This is a genomic window from Microbulbifer sp. ABM4_008, from assembly GCF_056311705.1.
This window is the reverse complement of record NZ_CM149970.1, coordinates 1,538,334-1,559,720: the sequence shown is the minus strand read 5'-3', so window position 1 is coordinate 1,559,720 and position 21,387 is coordinate 1,538,334. Positions and strand designations below refer to the sequence as shown.

17 protein-coding genes are annotated in these 21,387 nt (G+C 43.6%); 11 read left to right on the top strand and 6 right to left on the bottom strand.

The features are described from left to right. Window positions 1-38: 38 nt before the first annotated feature. The 3 genes from ACYX4J_RS06810 to ACYX4J_RS06800 form a co-directional block, all read right to left on the bottom strand. On the bottom strand, window positions 39-1,232 hold the full coding sequence (locus ACYX4J_RS06810) for an MFS transporter (RefSeq protein ID WP_476178150.1): 1,194 nt from the start codon (window positions 1,230-1,232) through the stop codon (window positions 39-41). Further along, entirely contained in the window at window positions 1,229-4,585 is a 3,357-nt protein-coding gene (locus ACYX4J_RS06805) for a Gfo/Idh/MocA family oxidoreductase (RefSeq protein WP_476178149.1), read from the bottom strand. The genes ACYX4J_RS06810 and ACYX4J_RS06805 overlap by 4 nt, the downstream gene beginning before the upstream one ends. Before the next feature lie 90 nt (window positions 4,586-4,675). After that, window positions 4,676-4,861, bottom strand: a complete 186-nt coding sequence (locus tag ACYX4J_RS06800; protein WP_445363833.1) for a hypothetical protein — start codon at window positions 4,859-4,861, stop codon at window positions 4,676-4,678. Between the two features lie 112 nt (window positions 4,862-4,973). On the opposite strand from ACYX4J_RS06800, the gene ahpC reads away from it, so the two are divergent. The 10 genes from ahpC to ACYX4J_RS06750 all read left to right on the top strand — a co-directional run bounded on the left by ahpC (window position 4,974) and on the right by ACYX4J_RS06750 (window position 17,031). Then, window positions 4,974-5,540 (top strand): alkyl hydroperoxide reductase subunit C, encoded by a 567-nt coding sequence (gene ahpC, locus ACYX4J_RS06795; protein ID WP_476178148.1) that lies wholly within the window; start codon window positions 4,974-4,976, stop codon window positions 5,538-5,540. A gap of 76 nt (window positions 5,541-5,616) precedes the next feature. Continuing rightward, window positions 5,617-7,167 (top strand): alkyl hydroperoxide reductase subunit F, encoded by a 1,551-nt coding sequence (gene ahpF, locus ACYX4J_RS06790; RefSeq protein ID WP_444933702.1) that lies wholly within the window; start codon window positions 5,617-5,619, stop codon window positions 7,165-7,167. A 301-nt stretch (window positions 7,168-7,468) separates the two neighbouring features. After that, a complete protein-coding gene (locus tag ACYX4J_RS06785; RefSeq protein ID WP_444897831.1) occupies window positions 7,469-8,446 on the top strand; it encodes a right-handed parallel beta-helix repeat-containing protein in 978 nt (325 codons plus the stop codon). 461 nt (window positions 8,447-8,907) lie between these two features. Next, entirely contained in the window at window positions 8,908-9,846 is a 939-nt protein-coding gene (locus ACYX4J_RS06780) for a right-handed parallel beta-helix repeat-containing protein (RefSeq protein WP_444897832.1), read from the top strand. 400 nt (window positions 9,847-10,246) lie between these two features. Continuing rightward, window positions 10,247-11,134 carry a hypothetical protein gene (locus ACYX4J_RS06775; protein WP_444897833.1) on the top strand — a complete coding sequence of 296 codons (888 nt, stop codon included), beginning with the start codon at window positions 10,247-10,249 and terminating at the stop codon, window positions 11,132-11,134. A 360-nt stretch (window positions 11,135-11,494) separates the two neighbouring features. Beyond that, entirely contained in the window at window positions 11,495-12,952 is a 1,458-nt protein-coding gene (locus ACYX4J_RS06770; RefSeq protein WP_444907805.1) for an alpha/beta hydrolase family protein, read from the top strand. A gap of 65 nt (window positions 12,953-13,017) precedes the next feature. Further along, complete coding sequence (locus tag ACYX4J_RS06765) at window positions 13,018-14,124, top strand: sensor histidine kinase (protein ID WP_444907804.1); 1,107 nt, start codon at window positions 13,018-13,020, stop codon at window positions 14,122-14,124. 3 nt (window positions 14,125-14,127) lie between these two features. Continuing rightward, window positions 14,128-14,844 carry a LytR/AlgR family response regulator transcription factor gene (locus tag ACYX4J_RS06760; protein WP_444907803.1) on the top strand — a complete coding sequence of 239 codons (717 nt, stop codon included), beginning with the start codon at window positions 14,128-14,130 and terminating at the stop codon, window positions 14,842-14,844. Between the two features lie 282 nt (window positions 14,845-15,126). Next, window positions 15,127-15,630, top strand: a complete 504-nt coding sequence (locus tag ACYX4J_RS06755) for an ester cyclase (RefSeq protein ID WP_444897837.1) — start codon at window positions 15,127-15,129, stop codon at window positions 15,628-15,630. Between the two features lie 117 nt (window positions 15,631-15,747). Then, window positions 15,748-17,031: a condensation domain-containing protein gene (locus tag ACYX4J_RS06750; RefSeq protein ID WP_444907802.1), complete on the top strand. Its 1,284-nt coding sequence runs from the start codon at window positions 15,748-15,750 to the stop codon at window positions 17,029-17,031. A 161-nt stretch (window positions 17,032-17,192) separates the two neighbouring features. On the opposite strand, the gene ACYX4J_RS06745 is transcribed toward ACYX4J_RS06750, so the two are convergent. Next, window positions 17,193-17,522, bottom strand: coding sequence for an SDR family NAD(P)-dependent oxidoreductase (locus ACYX4J_RS06745; RefSeq protein WP_444908408.1), 330 nt, complete (start codon window positions 17,520-17,522; stop codon window positions 17,193-17,195). Window positions 17,523-17,842: 320 nt separating this feature from the next. Here ACYX4J_RS06745 and ACYX4J_RS06740 point away from each other — a divergent pair, with 320 nt between their 5' ends. Beyond that, window positions 17,843-19,084, top strand: a complete 1,242-nt coding sequence (locus tag ACYX4J_RS06740; RefSeq protein ID WP_444907801.1) for a patatin-like phospholipase family protein — start codon at window positions 17,843-17,845, stop codon at window positions 19,082-19,084. A 50-nt stretch (window positions 19,085-19,134) separates the two neighbouring features. Here ACYX4J_RS06740 and ACYX4J_RS06735 read toward each other — a convergent pair whose 3' ends face one another. Both ACYX4J_RS06735 and ACYX4J_RS06730 read right to left on the bottom strand, forming a co-directional pair. Beyond that, the gene (locus tag ACYX4J_RS06735) at window positions 19,135-20,862 is read right to left on the bottom strand and encodes a SulP family inorganic anion transporter (protein WP_476178646.1); all 1,728 of its coding nucleotides are present in this window, start codon (window positions 20,860-20,862) and stop codon (window positions 19,135-19,137) included. A gap of 97 nt (window positions 20,863-20,959) precedes the next feature. After that, on the bottom strand, window positions 20,960-21,373 hold the full coding sequence (locus ACYX4J_RS06730; RefSeq protein WP_444907800.1) for a protein tyrosine phosphatase family protein: 414 nt from the start codon (window positions 21,371-21,373) through the stop codon (window positions 20,960-20,962). Window positions 21,374-21,387 lie beyond the last annotated feature (14 nt).

Genomic DNA, 21,387 nt, shown 5'->3' with positions numbered 1-21,387 from the left:
GGCGGGCATTGTCGTTAATCAAATATTGCTAATCCGTGTTAATGGCTTCTTTGCTTCGCAATAAGTGACAAAAGCAAGCAACATACAACTCCTCCCAAGAGGAACATAGGAACTACAAAGATTGCGGTTTGTATTCCGTAACTTTCGTCTAACCATCCCACCAAAGCATGGGCCAGAATCAAGAAAATTCCCCCCATACCTAAGGAGAATGAAACTGTAAAAGGGGGATTCTTACTACAATGAGTCAACCATTCCATGGCATAAGGAAACAAGTAGGATAGTGTCAATCCACACACTGGGAACCATAGTGGGCTCACCCAGTAGCCCAAAGAAAATACGGCTGCTGTCGATAAAAAGGAGACTATCAACCAAAAAAAAGCACTTCCCTTCAGCAGGATAAAAGTGAAGGCCACTCTCCCTAAGCAGAGCAATCCGAAAAAGATTGAAAGCAAAATATCCGCCTCAACGGCCCAGTGCCCTCCCCTAGCTTCAAGAAACAGTACCATCCTACTCGCCAATATATGTTCAGCGCCGTTGTAGGCAGAAACAATAAACCCACCACCAATTGCGATCCACCACTCTTTCGGTTCTTTATCTTGTTGACTTGTCTCTTTATAGGCGCCAGGGTTAAAAGAACTCCCATTTTTCCTCAGTTTTCCTTTTCTTCTTATTAATCCAGACAAGATAAAAAATAATATGCTTGCAGCTATCCCCCCAAACAAATAGAAACCGCCCTCCCATCCAAAGTGAAATTTATATAACAACCCAGGTAACAAAGGGGACAATATGGAGGCAACCCCATAGGTACTATGTAATCCACAATAACCTTGACGAGTTAAGTTTTCAGGCACAAAAAGGGGGATTGCCACATTAATCAAAACCATGCTCCCTCCGGCACCCAAACCAAAGAGGAAGCTGCCCAGAATAAGCAGGGTAAACGAGTACAAATATCCAGAAATACCTGAAAGTACCGACCCTACCCCCATAAACACTACGAATAATGCTAACCCAGAGATCACTCTGATTTTTTTCACCCAGAGAGCCCCTGACAAAGTCATAAGTAAGGCAGAAAAAGTGGACAGGAAGAAAAAGGTGGAGCCCTTTGTTGGGGAAACAGAAAAAAAATCTAAAATTTTTGGATAAATTGGAGCTTTATAGACCTCCACAAAGCCCAGTAAAAATAGAGCCCCATAGCATGACAGCAATCCAAACCAATAGATGTTGCGTTTCACGCAGCCCTTCTTTTGATATATTGATCACACTCTTCAATCATTCGGATTGCTTGTATAGAGTCGGCAAGAGGAAGATCCGGTGATTCAATTAAGTTTTTCTCAATACATAACTGAACAGCCTGTGCCTCATAATAAAGCCCTTCAGAATTTGGATAATTAAACCTGCCTCTTATTCTCGGCAATGGGAATTCGTACAACTTAGTCTCATTATCTGTCCTTCGATCACCAGTGATCCGCGTCACTGACACTCTAGTTGGACAATGTGCCGGGGCAAACACTTTTATCCGACCTTCTGTGCCATAGATTTCCAACTCTTCCGCACCCTCAACCAGATGACTCCAGGAAACTACAGCTGTTGATCCACTATCGAAGTGCGCATAAATGAGCCCGGCACCATCCTCCTGAAAACCGTAGTTATCCAGCACCCCAGAGAATTCCAGGTCTGATATCCCCCTACCCAACACCATCAGCGCCGTGTGAACAGGATACACACCGGCATCCATACCAGCTCCCACCTTCCATTTCGGGGACTGCAACCCTTCATCCTTGCGCAGGTCAAAGCTCAAATCTGCACGAAGCTGGCTTACCTTACCTATATTTCCAAGACTAATAATATCTCTACAGTATTTAATAGCAGGGAAGAATCTCATCCACATCCCTTCCATGCAAAACAGCTGTTTTTTATTGGCAAGCTCTTTAATCCTTACAGCATCCTCAACTGTTAACGCCAGAGGTTTTTCAATAAGAACAGGCTTACCTGCCATTAATGCTAATTCAGCATGTTGTCGGTGTAACTCGGGGATAGTTGCAATATAGACAATGTCAATATCAGGATCAGAAACAAGTTCCAGGTAACTGCCATAAGCCCTACTTGCTCCATGACTATTCGCAAACTCTCTCGCCCTATTAAAATCCCTGGAAGCTACAGCAAACACTTCTGAGGAATCCAGGTAATCGAGGACTAATGCAAAATCATTTGCTATTCTTCCACAGCCTATAAATCCCCAGCGCAGCCTTCTCAAAGGTAGTTTTTTAGCGCTTTGATGACTGGTCAAGTCTAATTGCTTAGGTAAATACTCCTCCTCTGCTATTTCATCAGGATCCAATATGAGCTCTGGATGACGAGTAAGCCTTTCTTGCAGGTCATACCAAGCGCTTTCCAGATGGTTCGCCTCTATCTTATTGACCCAAATACAGTTTCCTAGAGGGGCTGGGAGAGGCGCTCGCAAAGTACCGGAGCGATGAATCGAGATCTGTTTTATTGCTGTCTTGTATACATCCAGGCTCAGCCCTTTGACACTAGCTGCAAGTCCCAGCTGCACGTAAATTCCAAACAGTAACTCAATGTCTGCCTTGGATATCAATCCCATTTTTTCAGCTACCAGCGAAGTAAACAGGCAATCAATGCCCACAGCTTCACCATGCATCAACCTAAAAGCCTCATCACGCTCCAACCAGCGGGATAACGTATGTCCAAAGTCCATTGGTCTGGATAAGTTTTCTTCTTTTAAGTCTCCCGCAATACTATCCAGCATGGCATCAATACAATTTATCAGCAGTTTATAGGATGCATCTCCCGGCAGGCCATCAGGTTCTAAAAAACTATTTTCCAACAGAGTGGTACCCTGAGCTGACAAGGTATCGAGCACATCCTTATTGAATACCACTCCAACCTTAATAATTTCACCAATCGCACTTTTTAATACCCGCTGTGGATTAGTTTTCAAGAAGGAGGGATCAATAATGGTATGCAAGGGACAATGGAAAGCACCAATCCCATTCTTAATATTGTGGTTCACACTGACTTTAATGCCGATAGAGGAGTCAATCATTCCCATTAGAGTCGTTGGAATACGTATCCAGGGTGTATTCCGTCGCCACACCGCACTGACAAACCCAATCGTATCGGTTACCGCCCCTCCGCCCATAGCTAAGATTGGCTCCCTGTAACGAAGAGGATTTGCCTTCCATATTTCATCAATCATACTGATAAGACTATTAATATTTTTTGACTGTTCGCCACCCTTCATAACTATCGGGATGAACTCAACCCCCATGGACTTTTGCCACTCGGTAATACCCTTCCCATAGAGTTCCCATACCTTGTCATCAACACAACAAATAATTCTGTTCTGCGGCGGTCTTAGGAGTTCTATAAGGAATTTATTACCAGGATTAAAGAGTCCATGGTGGTACCAGATTCTTTGGTTTGTTGGAGCCTGACAAATAGTATCTGAAATTTGTACGATAGAATGATGGCTTTCATCTTCTCTTAATTGAGCCTTAATACTGGGCTCAATCGCTGCGGCCAATTCGAGAACACCACATGCATGAAGCAGTCGCGGTAGGCTCAGGTATTTCTCATCATCGCTATCTAGAATGGATTCAATAAACAGCCGCTTCAGATTGCGATAATCTCGCTCAAACAAGTAACAATACCACACCCCTCCCTTTTCTTTTCTAGTAAGTTCAAGTGCCCGATCAAGCACATCTTCCATAGCCTGGCGAATAAAAATAGGCCTACCTCTAAGTCCTTTTCGCATCACTATGCAGCTTTCGACGCCCTCACAACGGGTAGCCAGAAAAGAGAAGCTTACTCCCAAGTTAGTTTTTAGCGTAAAAGATAGTTTCTTGAAGTCTTCAATATCAGCGAAGCGCTTTTGTACTGTTTCATCTCGATTCACCACTACATCAATAATATTGTGAGGAGCAAGGTTCCACTTTGCTATACAGAGTTCAAGCTCATGGCAGCATTGGTTTAGCAGCATACCTTCGGAATTTTGCCTAAAAATGCTTTCCAGGTTGGATTCCGGATGCGGGTTGTGATGAATGAATCCGACACTCCTGGACTTCAACTTCCATTGCTCGTTAAGCCTCTCGGCTCTATCCACGTAATTTGCAATATGCTTTTGATAGCCAACAACAACATTTACTTTATTTCTGTCGGCGATCCTTTCCATTTCACGTAGCTTTTCCAGCGAGTCTGCACCAGGTTTTTCAAGGTATATATTCCTATATCCTTTATTAACTACCCATTCAAAAATCCCCTTCGCGAGTGGAGTCCTCACAGAGATAACAACCAAATTTTTTAAGGAGGGATGCGCATCAGGTATTTGCTCCACCGAGGAAAAAGTTTTGAAATCGCCATACTGAGCTTTTAGCCTTGCCATCTCATTTCGGAAAACCATCCCTTTTTCAGATGACTCGACATCACTGGAAAGCCAATACTCTTCAACAATCGCATCTACCACTACATTTCGCATATTCATTAGCTGAGACAAATGCAGCCATCCGATTGACTCCCCAGGCAGACCGACACCTACCACCGTGACATGCACCACATTCTGGTTCATAGCGGCAACATTTAACCTCACATCCGCTGGCACTTCCCAGATCGTCAGAACTGGGCTTGCACTTCTAACTTTTTGCTAATGTGCGCTGATTTACGACTCAACTCTTTTTTGATGCCTGAGGGTATAGACCGCGATCAACACTTCGATATGTCGTCTTTGCGGCTCAATAGACATCAGGACGCGCCGATAAGGCTTCACCTGAAGGCTATCGCTTTGCAAAGCCATTAAATAGCGACTAATCACCCAATCAATCAAATAGCCAACAACGATTGCCAAAAGCTATCACACGCATTTACATTAATAATTTTTATCAAAGACTGTCGACCGATAGTATAGATCCCACTTCCAAACAACGACCGACAAGACAGTGATGAATAAGGAGCTATCCATGTCACGTTACATCGAATCCCAGCTGAAACCCTTTAACGCCAAGGCTTATCAAAACGGAGACTTCTTCGATATCAGCGACGCCGACGTTAAAGGCAAGTGGGCCGTATTCTTCTTCTACCCCGCAGACTTCACCTTTGTCTGCCCCACTGAGCTAGGCGACCTGGCGGACAACTATGAAGAGTTCAAGAAGTTAGGCATTGAGATCTACTCCGTATCTACCGACACCCACTTCACCCACAAAGCCTGGCACGACTCTTCCGACACCATCGGCAAAATCCAATACCCGATGATCGGCGACCCCACCGGCACCATCACCCGCAACTTCGGTGTGATGATCGAGGAAGAAGGCATCGCCGATCGCGGCACCTTTGTAATCGACCCGGAAGGCCGTATCCAAATTGTCGAGATCACTGCCGGCGGAATCGGCCGCGATGCCAGCGAGCTGTTGCGCAAGATCAAAGCTGCCCAGTACATCGCCGCTCACCCCGGTGAAGTCTGCCCGGCCAAGTGGAAAGAAGGCGAAGAGACCTTAGCCCCCTCCCTAGATCTGGTAGGAAAGATTTAACCCAAACACCTCTGACCCGGCCCATCAAAAGGTGGGCCACAACCAAGCCTTAAATTGTTAGAGAAAGGACACACCGATGTTGGACGCAAACCTGAAAAAACAACTGGACACTTACCTGCAGAATATCGTCAAGCCGATCGAGATTCGTGTGTCCACAGATAACAGTGAAAAATCCAAAGAGCTGGAAGCCCTGGTAGATGAAATCTCCGGACTCTCCAACAAAATTACTGCACAGCAGAGTCAAGCCAAGCGCACGCCGAGTATGGCCATCGCCCCTGCCGGAGAGGAACCCCGGGTTAGCTTTGCCGGTATTCCCCTGGGACATGAATTTACCTCACTCGTACTGGCACTATTGCAAGCGGGGGGCCATCCCTCAAAAGCAGACCCGGAGCTACTGGAGCAGGTACGAAACCTGAAGGGTGAATTCCACTTTGAAACCTATATCTCCCTCTCTTGCCAAAACTGCCCGGATGTTGTCCAAGCGCTGAACCTGATGGCAACCCTCAACCCAAACATCACCCACGAAATGATCGACGGTGGCCTGTTCCAGGAGGAAGTTGAAAAGCGCAATGTTATGGCTGTACCTGCGGTTTACCTCAATGGTGAACACTTCGGCCAAGGCAGGATGTCCCTCGAAGAGATTGTTGGAAAACTGGATACTGGCGCAGCCGAGCGTAAAGCTGAAGAACTGAATGAAAAAGCACCCTACGATCTTTTAGTGGTAGGGGGTGGCCCAGCGGGCGCAGCGGCTGCTATTTATGCCGCTCGCAAAGGCATTCGCACTGGCATAGTGGCAGAACGCTTCGGCGGCCAGGTAATGGATACCGTAGGCATCGAGAACTTTATCTCTGTACCTTATACCGAGGGCCCCAAGCTCGCAGCCAGCCTTGAGCAACACGTAAAAGAGTATGGTGTTGATATCATTACCGATCAACGCGCAGCCAACTTGCGACGCAACGAAATGGTAGATATCAAACTACAAAGCGGTGCTACCCTATCCAGCCGCTCTGTAGTATTGGCTACCGGTGCCCGCTGGAGAGAACTGGGGGTACCTGGCGAAGCGGAGTACCGCACCAAGGGCGTAGCCTACTGCCCCCATTGCGACGGCCCCTTCTTTAAAGGTAAGCGCGTAGCTGTTATCGGTGGCGGCAACTCGGGCATCGAAGCAGCGATCGACCTCGCCGGAATCGTCGAGCACGTCACCGTACTGGAGTTCGCCGATAAACTGCGTGCAGACGAGGTGCTGGTACGCAAGGCTCAGTTAATGGATAACATTGATATTATCGTCAATGCGCAAACCACCGAAGTACTCGGCGACGGCAACAAAGTTAACGGCCTGGCCTATACCGATCGAGAGAGTGGTGAAAACAAGCAACTCGACCTGGCAGGCGTCTTCGTACAGATTGGCCTGGTACCCAATACGGAGTTCCTTAACGAAACCGATATAGAGATGAATCGCATGGGCGAAATCGTGATCGACGAGCGCGGCGCAACTTCAGTCCCCGGCGTCTACGCCGCCGGCGATGCGACCACTGTCCCCTACAAACAGATAGTGATCTCTATGGGTGCAGGTGCAACTGCTTCGCTGGGCGCATTTGACTACTTGATTAGGTCTTCGGTTGAATAACACCAAAGCGTTAAAAAGGGCCAGTCATTGACTGGCCCTTTTTTATATTCACTTTAAGCATGGACAATATAGGAGAACAGATTTCAAGCTAAGACCTGAGCCCACATAAAATATCATGCGCCATTTATAAACCTATATTTATAATGGACACTAAATCCGCACCTTTAATTTATATATATTATTAACAAACCAAAAACAAACTGATTAAACCCTATAAAATACCACTTGGCATCACCTATCAATTACTAATCGAAAGAAAACTTTAGAGTAAATAATAGACTCATTATCTTGGGAGCCCCCCATGAAGAAGCCAAGCCTAACGCTATTTTTAACCCTGCTACCAACCTTTGGATTACCTTTAGCCTCAAACAGTTTTGCTGTGAGCTGTGGTGACACGATTACTACCCAGGAATCCCTCACAGAAGACCTCTCCTGCGAAACCAATCCAGCCCTCACAATTGACGGCCCCGGTGGCGGGCTGAACTTAAATGGGTTTACTGTTACCTGTATAGAACCATTACATGAGGGCATCTATCTAACAGGGCTAGCTGCAAGCCTGTTTAACGGCGTAATAGACAATTGCAATGACTCAATAGCACTTACGGAAGATGGTGTTCATTTTGTCAGTGATATTGAGATTAACAATCTTGTAGGTGTGGGCGTACGTATTGAAAGTAACAGTAATTTTGTTACCGGCATCGTGATACCTTTTAATGGTACGCAATATGCAATAGGCATAGAAACAGCTAATCCCGCAAGCCTCAATCAGATCACTGGAAATTTTCTAGAGTTCCCGGGATTTTCAGGAATATATATCGAGGGGCGAAGCAATACAGTCACCGGAAATGAAATTCTTAACCCTGGTGATTTTGGCATAGCTCTTGATTCCGATGGAGGGAGCAACTTAATCCTACTTAACACTATAATCAGTGACAGTAAAGCGAGAATATTCAACACTCTCAATGGCGATGGAGATGTGGGAATATCTGTAAGTTCAGATTCAAATCTCATTTCTCAAAATAGTATATCGAACAGCACCACTGGAATCAGAATCAATAACAGTGACAGCAATACAGTAAGCAGCAATGAAGCTGACAATAACACTGACTATGGCATAGTGATCGAGGGAACTAGCGCAGAATTCAATAACATTTTATCTAATACAGCCAATGACAATGGTATATTCGACCTTTACTCCCCTGATGATCCGAACTGCACATCTTCGAACAACTGGATTGGCAATAGTTCTACCATTAATGACCCTAACTGCTTGGATTGAGGCTTTGCCAAACTAAATCCATAAAATTATCTAGTTAAGCAATAGCCGAGCGGTATATTGCTTACTTATAAAGTATAAAAAAGTAAAGAATCTCTTAGCAATCATTCGTAGCCAATACTCCCCGATAACGGATTGAGAGTGAAATCAATACTCACATCTTCATAGCCCCCAAATTACAACCATGCCAGCACTAATGGGATAAAGCTAAAACTGACTTCTACCAGAAAAAAAGTATTACGCAAAAGTTCCAGACACCCATAAACCTTACTGAAAGTAAGATTCAATATTTACAATGGGTTTTAAAATCAAAGCCATAATTTAAATTAAATATTATCGAAAACAAATAAAAAAGCTAATAATAGTAAAAGTAACGCTAGCCCAGCTTACGCACTCATCCAATCTAACCATAGAAAATGAATCACCCTCAATAACATAACAACCGCGAACAAGGAATGGAAAGTATGAAAAAACTAAAATTAGCCCTTGCCTATTTTCTTTTGCCCGCTGCTGGAATAGCAATTTCCTTCGAAAGCTATGCTGTTAGCTGTGGAGATACCATTACCTCCCAAGAAACACTGACTCAGGACTTAGTCTGTGCCACTAATCCCGCACTAACAATTACCGGTCCCTTGGGCGGACTTGATATGGATGGATTTACTGTTACGTGCTCTGCCTCAACAGACGACGGCATACTCCTAAATGGCCTATCTGCTAGTTTAACCTCTGGAGTTATCGATAACTGTAACAACTCTATTATGTTACAAGACGATGGGTCCCACTATGTTACAAGTGTTGATATAGATGATCCTGATGGAGTAGGAGTACTTATTTCAAGCGATAGTAACTTTGTCACCGGCATCCAGATACAATCTGATGGCGTAACCTCCGGAAATGGTATAGAAACTGAAGATCCCGCTAATTATAACCAAATCATCGGAAATACTATCGATAGCACCGGTGGAGATGGAATATATCTAGAGGGAATCTCAAACAATGTTACTAGCAATATAATCACAAATGCTGGTGGTGACGGTGTTGATTTCGATCCCGATGGTCGTTCAAATATCCTTATATTGAATGTTATTGATAACAGTACAGACGTTGGCATTGAGATAGATTCCAACTCTAATCTCATTTCTCAAAATGTAGTGACAAATAACGTGACAGGTATCAGGGTTGAGAGCGCTGATAACAACACCATTAGTGTAAATAGTGTAAGTGATAACAATGACTACGGAATATCTATTGAAAGTGGAAGCGCCGACGGTAATACCGTCTTATCTAACTCCTCCTTAAACAATGGGATCTTTGACCTTTACTCACCCAACGATCCAACTTGCACTGATAACACCTGGATAGGTAATACTTTTGTTACCCGTGACCCTTCATGTTTAGAATAAATTAAACCCTAAATAACTCAAAACTAAAGGCGATAATCAAGTTCTGTATCGCCTTCTCTCAATGACTATCATTTGGGCAATAGAATACCTTGTAAGTTAAATCATACATTGTTACCGGCAGTCCTCTATCAAGCTTTCTTCAGCAAGAATTTCAAACCGACAATAAGTAAAACCTCCCATTAAACTAATGTCCCACTAAATCAGCACTTACCTCTCATAGCATCTATCTAGGCCATCTATCAAACTCATACTTGTATCAACCCCATTCACAAGGAGTACGTGCCAGATTGTCGGCCAAATTCCGATGATCAGGCTAGTGAACGGTGATTGATACGACCTCAACCTTGAAAATGCAATGGAAAACGACATTGGTCGTACAGTCTCATCACTAAAGGAGTTTATGATGAAGAATATTGCACCTCTAGCCGCCAGTATTGCCCTGGCAATCATTAGCCAGGGCGCTATCGCCGACACCAATACTGCAACGGTTTACCAAGAAGGTCTTGGGAACACTGCAACAGCTGATCAAAGTGATCCAACCGCCACAAACAATACCATCGATCAAACTCAGATCGGTGATAACAACACCAGCTATGCGGAGCAATCCGCTAACAGTGATGGTGGCACGATCATTCATAACCAAACTGGCGATATGAATACCGCCGAGTCCTATCAGGATAACTCTGTAGGCGCCTATATCGAGATCAATCAGGGAGACAACAATCAGTACGTCTTCACTCTCCAGTCATTTGTTGACGGTAGCACCATGTCCATTACCCAAGATGGGGATGGCCACAGTGCAACCTTAACTCAAACCAATAGTACCGATGATGTTATTGTGGTGACTCAAGCTGGGGTAAACCAAACCGCATTTGTTACCCAAACACTGACGTCAAACAGTGAAGTCTATGTAGATCAGCTCGGCGACTCCAACCTGGCGACCCACAATCAAGTCAATGGGGACTCCCACTACTCCTACTCATATCAGGACGGTACTACCAACACCCTAAATGTGATTCAAACCAACGATGATCACGAGAGCAACCTCTGGCAAATTGGCGACAACAATGTTGCCATTCATAACCAGACGGGTTCAGATCACTACGCACTGACCGAGCAGCTCGGAACTTCCAACTTTGCCAATATTACGGCAACAGGTATTGGTTCTTCCGCTCAAACTTACCAAAATGGTGTGGGTAACGCCCAAACAACAACGCAAATTGGCGATGCGCAATCTGCTTTTGCCAATCAAACCGGAAACGCAAACGTAGGTGTGATTCTACAGTAAACGCTTCATCTCGCAGTGCTGCCCATAAATGGGCAGCACCCATGGACTCATTGGCACCGAAAGACCATCTTCCAAAGAGTTATTTCCCAAATAACTCTTCCCTTACATCCACATACCTAGCAATAACCCAAGTTCTTTACCAACTTATATAGGCGACTTCGTGTTCGTCATAGGTACAATCCGCACCGTTAGTTAGTCTCTCCGTCCCATCTATCAGGATAAGTCGCCTCTATCTGATGACGCAACATACCTTTACCCCACGCATAACTAGACAAAGGATAGCCAAGACTTCCTCGCCGTTCAGCAGCCCTATTCGCCACTTATCCTAATTTTAATCCAGAAGAAAAAGATTCCTCTAAGATGGCAAGCATTCAGCAGGTGAACACAGAGAGAATAGTTGTGCGATATATTCAAACTAGATTTTCAAAGACAAACGCAAAGTTAAAGTCGCTTTTCTTAGCCGCCGGCCTGTTTTCTACTACAGCAAGTGCTGGTGGCATTGATGGAGAATGGAAGGCCACTATCCAAACAGAGAGTGACAAGGTACTTCCGATTGTCCTCCATTTTGATCAGGATAACGATAAATGGACGGGCGTACTGGATAGCCCTTCACAAAATGCCTATGGCATAGAGATGTCATCCTTGGACATTAGCGGCAACAACATATCCTTCGAAATTGAAGACTTACAAATCAGCTACGAGGGGGCGTACAACCCAGTAGTTGAGCTTATGTTCGGATCATTTACTCAAGGGAAGTCACAGACTCTTAACTTCAGAAAGATAAATACTGCTAAACCGGATAACCGTCCACAAATACCAACAGGCCCCTATCCCTATACTGTTGAAGAGGTAAGTTTTAAAAGTACAATCACAAATAATATAATCTCTGGAACATTGACCAAACCAAACTCAAGGATAAAAGCTACTGCGATCCTGATTAGTGGTTCGGGGCCGCAAGACCGGGATGAAACCGCATTCGGCCATAAAGCATTTGCGGTAATTGCCGACTATTTAACCCGGCAAGGGTACGCGGTATTGCGTTATGATGAACGAGGAATTGGTGACTCTACAGGGAGTTTCTCCACGGCAACTACCGAAGATTTTGCCAATGATACCAGTGCAATTGTGGATTATCTGAACAGTCGTAACGATCTCCCCAAGGGTAAAACGGGCTTGATTGGGCACAGCGAGGGGGGGATGATAGCCCCCATGGTAGCCAGCAGTCGTGATGATATTGCGTTTACAATTCTTCTCGGCGGTCCAGGGGTTAAACTACAAGAGCTCTTTTTCGACCAGTGGCACAGGGATAGAAAGCACAGCGGTGTAACTGAGAAAAACCTACAAGAGTTACGCAAGCTTGATAAAATTATTTTTGAACAATTTGCTCATCTTCCCATTGGGGGAACTATCAGTGATGAGTTGCACCAATATCTCTATAAGACTGTTGAACTCGAAGGCTTGAAAGGAGGTAAACTGGAAGCTCAAGTTGAGGTACTTAAAAAACAGTATTCCACCCCTTGGTTTCGTTATGCATTGAGCTTCAACCCTGAGCCCTATTTAGAGGGTACAAAATGTCCTATTTTGGCTCTTAACGGCTCACTGGATTTTCAAGTTGATGCGGAAATGAACTTGGGCAATATAGAAAAGGTGTTGATTAAATCCAATCATAAGGATTATGAAATTATTGAACTCGATAAAATGAATCATCTCTTTCAAACAGCCGAAACAGGTAGCTATGCTGAGTATGCGGAAATAGAGGAAACCTTTTCCCCTATTGCACTTGAGACGATGTCAATCTGGCTGAACGAGAGATTCTGATTTTATTTTCAACTAAACTCTGTGGCCCCAGAACAAGGGGCCACTTTATTAACATGTATTAATTTATGAAGTTACTGAAGTCCCCCGCACCTACGCCAAAATTCTTAGTGTACCATTTTGGCGGCTGGCTAATATTCGCCCTAGTGAACTCCATTTCTCGTGGGTTACTTACCGATGAAAATTTTGAGCAGCTCGCCATACATGCACTCACCCTGATATTAACCTGCGGAGCTTTAACACTAATCATCAGAGAAATGATTTATCGTTTTGACCTCTTAGATAAAAACTGGAGGCAACAGTGGCCCTACTTCGCTCTATCCTCAATCTCACTCGCATTTACCTGTGCTTATATTTCAGTTATCTTTCTATTCTCATATTATAATTTAATGGGGTATGCCATTCCCGATTCAATTTGGCATAACGTACTTGGCAACTGGCTTATCATGACTATTTTATTGGTAAGCTGGACCCTAATTTATATTACAGCAGTTAATCAAGACCGTTTACTCAAGGCTGAACAGGAAGCCATTCAACTTAACCTACAGCTCAATGAGGTTAAAATGGCAGCACTTATGGGGCAGCTTAACCCACACTTTCTATTCAATGGACTAAACAATATTCGGGCCTTAATTCTCGAGGATGCTACTAAATCAAGAACGATGCTGACAAACCTCTCTGATCTACTGAGATATACATTGATGGCGCATAAACAGAAAACCGTGCCACTCAGAGATGAGCTGGAAATTGTTTGTCAATATATCGACCTCCTCAAAATACAATATGAAGATCGTTTGACTTTCAAGTTGACAACTGATCCAGAATTGATGGGAGAACGAATCCCTCCTCTTATTATCCAACTGCTTACAGAAAATGCGATACGCCACGGAATTGAAAAGTCCAAGCATGGCGGTGAAGTAACCATCAGAGTATCCCATGAAGAGGAACACCTAGTCATCACGGTAGCTAACCCAGGGACCTTAGAACTAAACGCACCTCTAGAAACAAAGCCCAGCAAAAAGAAAAATGAAAATACCGGATTGGGGCTAGCTAATATAAAAAAACGATTGACTCTTCAATATGGTAACAACACATCCTTCCAGATAAAGCAACAGGGGCAGCAAGTTATTGCCCAATGCCATGTTCCTACTTCATCTCTACAGTTGGCGGTATAATAAGTGAAAGCCATTATTATTGAAGATTCCAGACTCGCTCGCAATGAATTGAGAGAGCTGTTAAAGCCTCACAAAAATATTAACTTAGTTGCAGAGGCAAAAGATTGTGAGCAGGCAGTTTCTCTGATTCTAAAAGAACAACCAGACTTACTTTTTTTAGACATTAATCTACCGGACGGGGCTGGCTTCGACATACTAGAACAGCTTGAAACTGCACCCCAGGTTATTTTCACAACCGCTTATGATGAATACGCCATACAAGCATTCGAAGTCAACGCATTAGACTATCTCCTCAAACCAATCAACCCGGAAAAATTAAAGCGGGCCCTTAACAAAACACTAAGTGATTCTTCCTTACAGGATGATAATCACTCATCGAACTACCTAGACACCAACAACAAGATCTTTATCAAGGACGGAGAGCGTTGCTGGCTAATAGAAATAGGAAATATCCGTTATTTTGAAAACTGTGGAAATCATGCTCAAGTATTCTTTGATAACAACAAACCGTTTATTTATAAATCATTATCTAAAATTGAACAGCGTTTAAATCCTGAGGTTTTCTTTCGCGCCAATCGCCAGCAAATCATAAACTTGAATTTTATTCAGGATATTCAACCATGGGTCAATAGTGGGCTACTAATAACAATGACCGATGGAAAAGAAATAGAGGCTGCAAGACGCCCCGCTACTCGCTTACGGGAAATGCTAAGTTTGTAGGTCGGCCGTATAACCTGCTGCCAGGTACCATGCTGGCAGCAGCATCTCTATTACTCACCTCGTATAAATACTCTGCTGCTAATCTGAAACATCAATTTTAGCGGCATACTTTTAATCCAGTAAAGTCCAAAGATGGACAGCTTGCCAAACTACCTGAATATCGATTCAGCTTATGAAATATGCGTCCATAATAGGAGATGACACAATTCTTTACTCATTTTTAATGTCGTTTACAAGACGTCCTGAAACACACCCTAATTTATGTAGAAAGGAATCTATCAAATGTTCAAACGAGCTTCCTGTTTGGTTTTAACAGCCCTTTTATTCAGTATCACCAATTTGGTGGCGGCACAGCCAAATAACTTAGAAGAGAATAAAAAACTCGCAATGCAAGCTGTGGGGTTATGGCTAAGCGGCAATAAGATAGATCCCAAGACAATTTTATCTCCTAACTATATAAACAACCTGGATTCTGCGACAACGGATAGCGCAGGCCCACAAAAGCGTAACCTCAAACAATTTGAAGAAGAGGTGGCTAAGTTTCACAAGGCTTTCAAAGACATCAAGGCGGTCAGTACCAAGCAAGTAGCTGAAGGAGATTTAGTCGCAACCCATGTTACAGTCAGCGCTAATCATGTCGGCTCGTTTATGGGGGAATCTCCAACCAAAAAAACAATCACCTGGGATGCCGTGGAATTCTCCAAGATTCAGGACGGCAAAATAGTCGAAGCTTGGGTCACTTGGGATAAATATGGATTCCTAAAGCAGCTTGGTGCACTGAAGTAGTCAATTGCGGAGTAATACTATCCTTGACAGCAAGTCAGGATACATTCCCGAATGCGACATTCATGCTGCTCTGAATCCAAATAATCAAGATCGTCGATATTTTGATCGGTGTCTTTTATGAGTTTAGAAACTCCATCTCGAGAACTTGGCCCACAAGAGGCCTTATTTATAGAGATGACAAGACTCTCCTATGGTGGCTTACAATTTGTTTCTTTCATTAGAGTCTGCAAATCGTTAAGTATTGACACTTTACGCACAGGATTAAAGTACCTACACAAACGCCACCCTCTTCTACGCGCTCGTATCCAAAGAGGGGAAAAACTTCGCTGGATTTGCGACGTTGACTTTAATGATATCCCATTAAATATAAGCCAAGTTAGTGACACTCTCAATTTAGAGGATGAGTTTAAAGTTCACGGCATAAACTGCCTGGACAGTGAAAAATATGTATACAGCATAAAGCTATACCTCAATAAAGAAGGTCTCGTAGAGTGGATTTCCGTCATCAATATACATGCAGCATTTGATGGCAGATCAGTAATGACTATATTTTCAGACTTAGACAAATTCCTGCAATCTAACGAAACACTTAAACAGGCCAAGTCACTACCTCTACAAGAGAGTATTGCGAGCCAGCTAGAGTCAGCTGGATACTTTGGAGAAAAAGAGGTCGAGCACAAGAATACCGGAGATTTTAGCTGGCCAGTAGAGAAGCAGGCCCCTCCTACAGAACGTATATCTTGTGCCGTTTCATACCTGATGCCCCCAGAGAAGATCCACAAACTCGCCCAATGGGGCAAGGATAATGGCATTAAAATAACAGCCATTTACTGTGCTATTGCATCCATAGCAGCTCGAGCCATACCTATCTACAAGCATCTAACTGAAGTAATTTTGGCCATGGATGCTAGGGGATTATGCTCTCCCAATATCCCCATAGGGCACATTGGAGCGTTTTCAGAAACTACCAGTTTAAAATTACCTGAAAACATAGAGTCCGCTGAGGTTATCGAAGTTGCTAAACAACTTCAACAGCAGATTCTTTCAGTTCTCCTCAAGCAGAGTCCTATGACAAAAAACCTAAGTTCTGACTATAAGATGGATGATATCACTCAAATGGCTTCAGAGATAACAGCCCAACATAAGTCATTTCCAGCAGGTATTATTGTTTCCAATGTGGGCAGTATGCGCTTACTAGCTGATGAAATGCAGTATTTTGAGATCCAAAAGCCTATGATCACCCTAACCAATGGTATAAACCCAATCATGGCAGTAACCTACACCACCTACCGCAATGCTGTTTTTGTCTTTGGGTATTGTGAACCATTGATTAGCAGACATAGTATCGATTTATTTGTTAATGAATATATGCGTATATTAAATAGCCTTATTTCAGAATAGTATTCCATGCGATAAATTACTTTAAGTAAACAGCCTTGAAAGGGAAACCCTGAAAATAACAATCAAAAAAGCTAAACCCTCATACAACTAAGCACCTCATAAACCCGCTAAAAATCAACTTGTTTTTTTAAAGTGCCAAGCAACTATTTATATTAGCAAAGCTACTTAAGCTGGAACATATTGCTCATCCCATAAGCTGAGTAAATTTCTTGCATCGCCTCTTCTGTAGTCTTGTTAATTTTCTCTATAGTGGGATTTAAGCCTGTGCCATCAACAGTTGTTCTAAATGAATGCTTACCAGGCTGAACAATCAGAGACTGAATGCCAAATTGAGCCAGCTCCACGCGGTAGTTTTCTCCGATTCCCTCTATTGCGTGCTTGGTAGTATTATATGAGCCAAGAAAAGGTAATACGAATTCCCCCAAAATACTTGATATCTGGACAATAGCTCCACTACCACGCTGTTTCATTTGCTGCAAGACCGCATGAATTAGTTGTTACAATCCAAACACATTAATTTCAAAAACCAAGATACATAATCTAGCTGCATTACTTCCGCTAGATATCATTGCATATGCTATATCAATAGAAAGGCGGAGCTTACCAGCGTCGGATTTCGAGACAAGTCACCACCACCTAGAACAATTACACTTTCTACTTAAGCTCCGCGTAAACTCCTTACTATATTGCTTATAGATTTTGTTTTATTACCATTCAGTCTTTGAAGATATAAAATAAAAGTTAATATACCTTTGGGAGTTTGTCTTTAAAAAGGCAAAACCCATAAGGAATAGATGGTTTTGGGTACAACATGGCAAGTAAGTTCAACGCCTCTTTCAAAAAGACTATTATTGCACTTGTGTACATTGCTGTTGGTTATGCTTTTTTCGCCTACGTTTATAACAATTTTTTTACGCAAACAACCACATTCCCCCGAGAGTCGGTCACGTATGATCTTACTCACAATACCGATTATCTCCAGCAAAAAGACACGATTAATATCCTCGTCGTAGCAGGCGGAGGAGTCAGAGGCTTAATTCCTCTACATGTACTGCAGTATATTGAAGACAAATTAGGGAAACCCCTTGATCAGGTGTTCGACGTTTTTTCAGGGGTTTCCACTGGAGCCATTATCGCAACAGGCCTCAATATTCCTGATGAAGCTATTCCCAGCAGAAACGGGCAAAAGCTATCCCATCTCGACTATCTGGTTGATATCTATGAGAACGAAGTAAATTACCTTTTCTCTCCCCCTTGGTATCACAAGTTCCTAACCGCAGGCGGTCTGTTTTCACCCTCTTACTTTGGCAGCCGATTACATGAGGTAATGGAAAAACATTATACTAAAGACCTTAACTTTACTGAACTTGAGAACTACGTAATCATTCCTTCTTTAAACTTAAAGGACGGACAGATACATCTTTTCAAGAACAAAGGTGAGACGGTTAATTATCTCCCCACCGATCGGCTTTATCAATTAATGACAGCCGCGGTAAGTGCTGAAACGGCTTTTCCACCTGTCGTATTCAATTATTCGGAAGATGAAGGTATCCAGCATTGCGAGCCTGAATTCGCAGAATCGGAAAACGAATCCCAATGTGTGTTTGCAGATGCAGCTATAGCTATGAACAACCCGGCCAGTATGATTCTTCGAGATGTTATCAACGAATTTCCCGATAAAAATTACTACATCCTGGTATTAGGTGCTGGCAGCCCTCGACTCCTTAGCTCAACAACAAACTACGACACATTGAAAAACTGGGGACAAATAAACTGGTTTCGAGATGCATTAACAAATATGCAGCGCTCAATGGATACACACCAGCTCCATACACTGGAAATTGCAAAGTCTTTATCTGAAGAAGGGAGGATAGAATACGACTATCTAAATATCGAAATTCGAGAGCCTTTTATCGGCATATTTGAGCATAAGAAGCTCCCAAAGTTAAAGGACTATTCGGACCAACTAATCAAAGACAATCAGGCCCAAATCGATCTAATTATCGACCATTTAAAAAGTGAGAGCATTAAAAATTCAAGTGATAAGTCTTGACAGGCGACTCTTAAATCAACATGGGGGAAACCTAGAAGGTTTCCAGGCATCTATGTGTTACCTCCTTGACCCACCTGTATATTTACAAATGCCTGGTACTGACTTAAAAACACTTCGCCAGAGAGCTTTTGTAAAAAGCTACTTTTCTCCAAGCGGTCCATCACCGGACCTTTAACTTCAGAAAGATGAAGTCGAACACCTCTATTAAGTAAGATACTGTTTATACTTTCCAGTACTTCCAAGGCGCTCCAATCAATTTCATTGACTGCACTACACATCAGAATAACATGCCTGACCTGGGAATTACCTGCTAGACGGCTATAAATACGCTCTTCCAATGAACTTATATTAGAGAACATCAGACGGCCATCTACTCTAAAAGTAAGAATCTCAGAAGCAGTTTTAACTCGGTGTCGATCTATATTGCGGAAATGCTCAGTGCCTTCGATTAATCCTACCTCTGCAATATGAGGCTTTGATGCGCGCCAAATAAATAATAATAGCGATGCACCCACTCCACAGAGCACGCCCGACTCAACGCCAAATAATAGGGTAACGAAGATTGTCACCGCTACAGCAACAAAATCCGCCTTGGAAAATTGCCAAGTTTTACGCAAGATAGAAAAATCTACCAGTGAAAGTACTGCAACAATAATAGTGGCAGCGAGAGTAGCTTTCGGAAGAAAATATAGTGGTGACGTGAGAAAAAGAGCCGTGAATCCAATGCCCATTGCGGTAAATAGGCTGGCAAACTGTGTTTGTGCTCCCGCGTCAGCATTTACAACTGAGCGTGAGAAGCCACCACTTACCGGAAATCCACCAGAAAAACCTGCCCCAACATTCGCCAACCCTAAAGCCACCAGCTCTTGGTTGGAATCAACTCTTTGTCTACGTTTTGCGGCTAAAGTCTTTGCCACGGATATCGATTCTACATAGCCGATGATAGCAATCATTAGCGCAGGTAACGCAAGTGACTCAAATAGGGAAAGCGACAGCTTTGGCAAGCTAAATTGAGGCAGCCCCGAAGGAACACTGCCAACAAGGGCTACTCCCCATGCTTCAAGGTTAAAAGTATATGAGAAGTACACGGTTATCAGCACTGCTACTGCGGGGGATGACTTAGACAGAAGATTAGCGGTATCAGCTCTGATTCCTAATCTTTGCAATAGTTTTGCCGCACAAGCTCTAGATAGGTATAGAAATAGCACCACCCCCAAACCGACTAACAAGGTCAACTGATTATAGCCTCCCAATTTTTCAAACAAGCCAGGCAACAGCTCTAATATTGTATCTCCATGGACCGATAGCCCCAGCAATTGGGTAACCTGATTAAGTGCAATTAATAATGCAGAGGCAGTTATAAAGCCGGAGATTACCGGGTGTGATAAAAAGTTAGCGAGAAAACCTAACTTTAATATACCTAATACTGTGAGAATTCCTCCAGATAAGAGCGCCAATATCGCTGCTGCAGTGAGGTAGTCCACCTCACCGCTCGCTGTTACCTTTCCAAGAGCAGCGGCGCTCATTAAGGAGATTACCGCTACAGGTCCTACGGATAGTGTTCGACTGCTGCCTAACAAGCCATAGACTAGCAGCGGAACAATACTTGCATAGAGGCCCACCTCAGGTGGCAATCCGGCAAGCAAAGCGTAAGCAAGGGACTGGGGAATAAGGAGCACGGTAACAATTGAAGCCGCCAGTAGGTCCTGGGTTAGCAGCTGCCGATTATAGGAGTGAATAGTAGCCAGAATGGGAAACCATCTGGTGAGATGCTGCATCGCCATGATCTGTTTTCCGCTCTGGCCTTACGGCCTGAGTTCTATCGCCTTAAAAGAAGGGGGTGAATTGCAGCACCGAAAGTGCTGCACTTTAGAGCTAGGGTTCAATCGATATCAGCACAGCGCCAATATCAAATCCTGCGGCCTGTGCCTGGGAATTGAGCTGCTTTTTATCTGCCCCCATCAGGATCTTGGCACCGGCCCATACCTGGCTGGAACGATTTCCCGTCCGGCAAAACGCGTGCACTTTGTCTCCTTCCTGCAAAACATCACGAAATGCCTCGCAGTGATTCCGCATCAAACGTCCGCGAGTAAAAGGAATAGCCACAAATTTAATGCCCACCGCCAATGCGGCCTGCTCCATTTCCACATAGGAAGGGTGAGTCTCACTCTCACCTTCCGGGCAATTGCATACTACAACTTGTACCCCACTCTGAGCCAATGGCGCCATACTTTCACAGGCTATATGCTCAGAAACGCTCACCTGTTCATCTAATTGTTTAATATTCATTATCACCTCAGTTC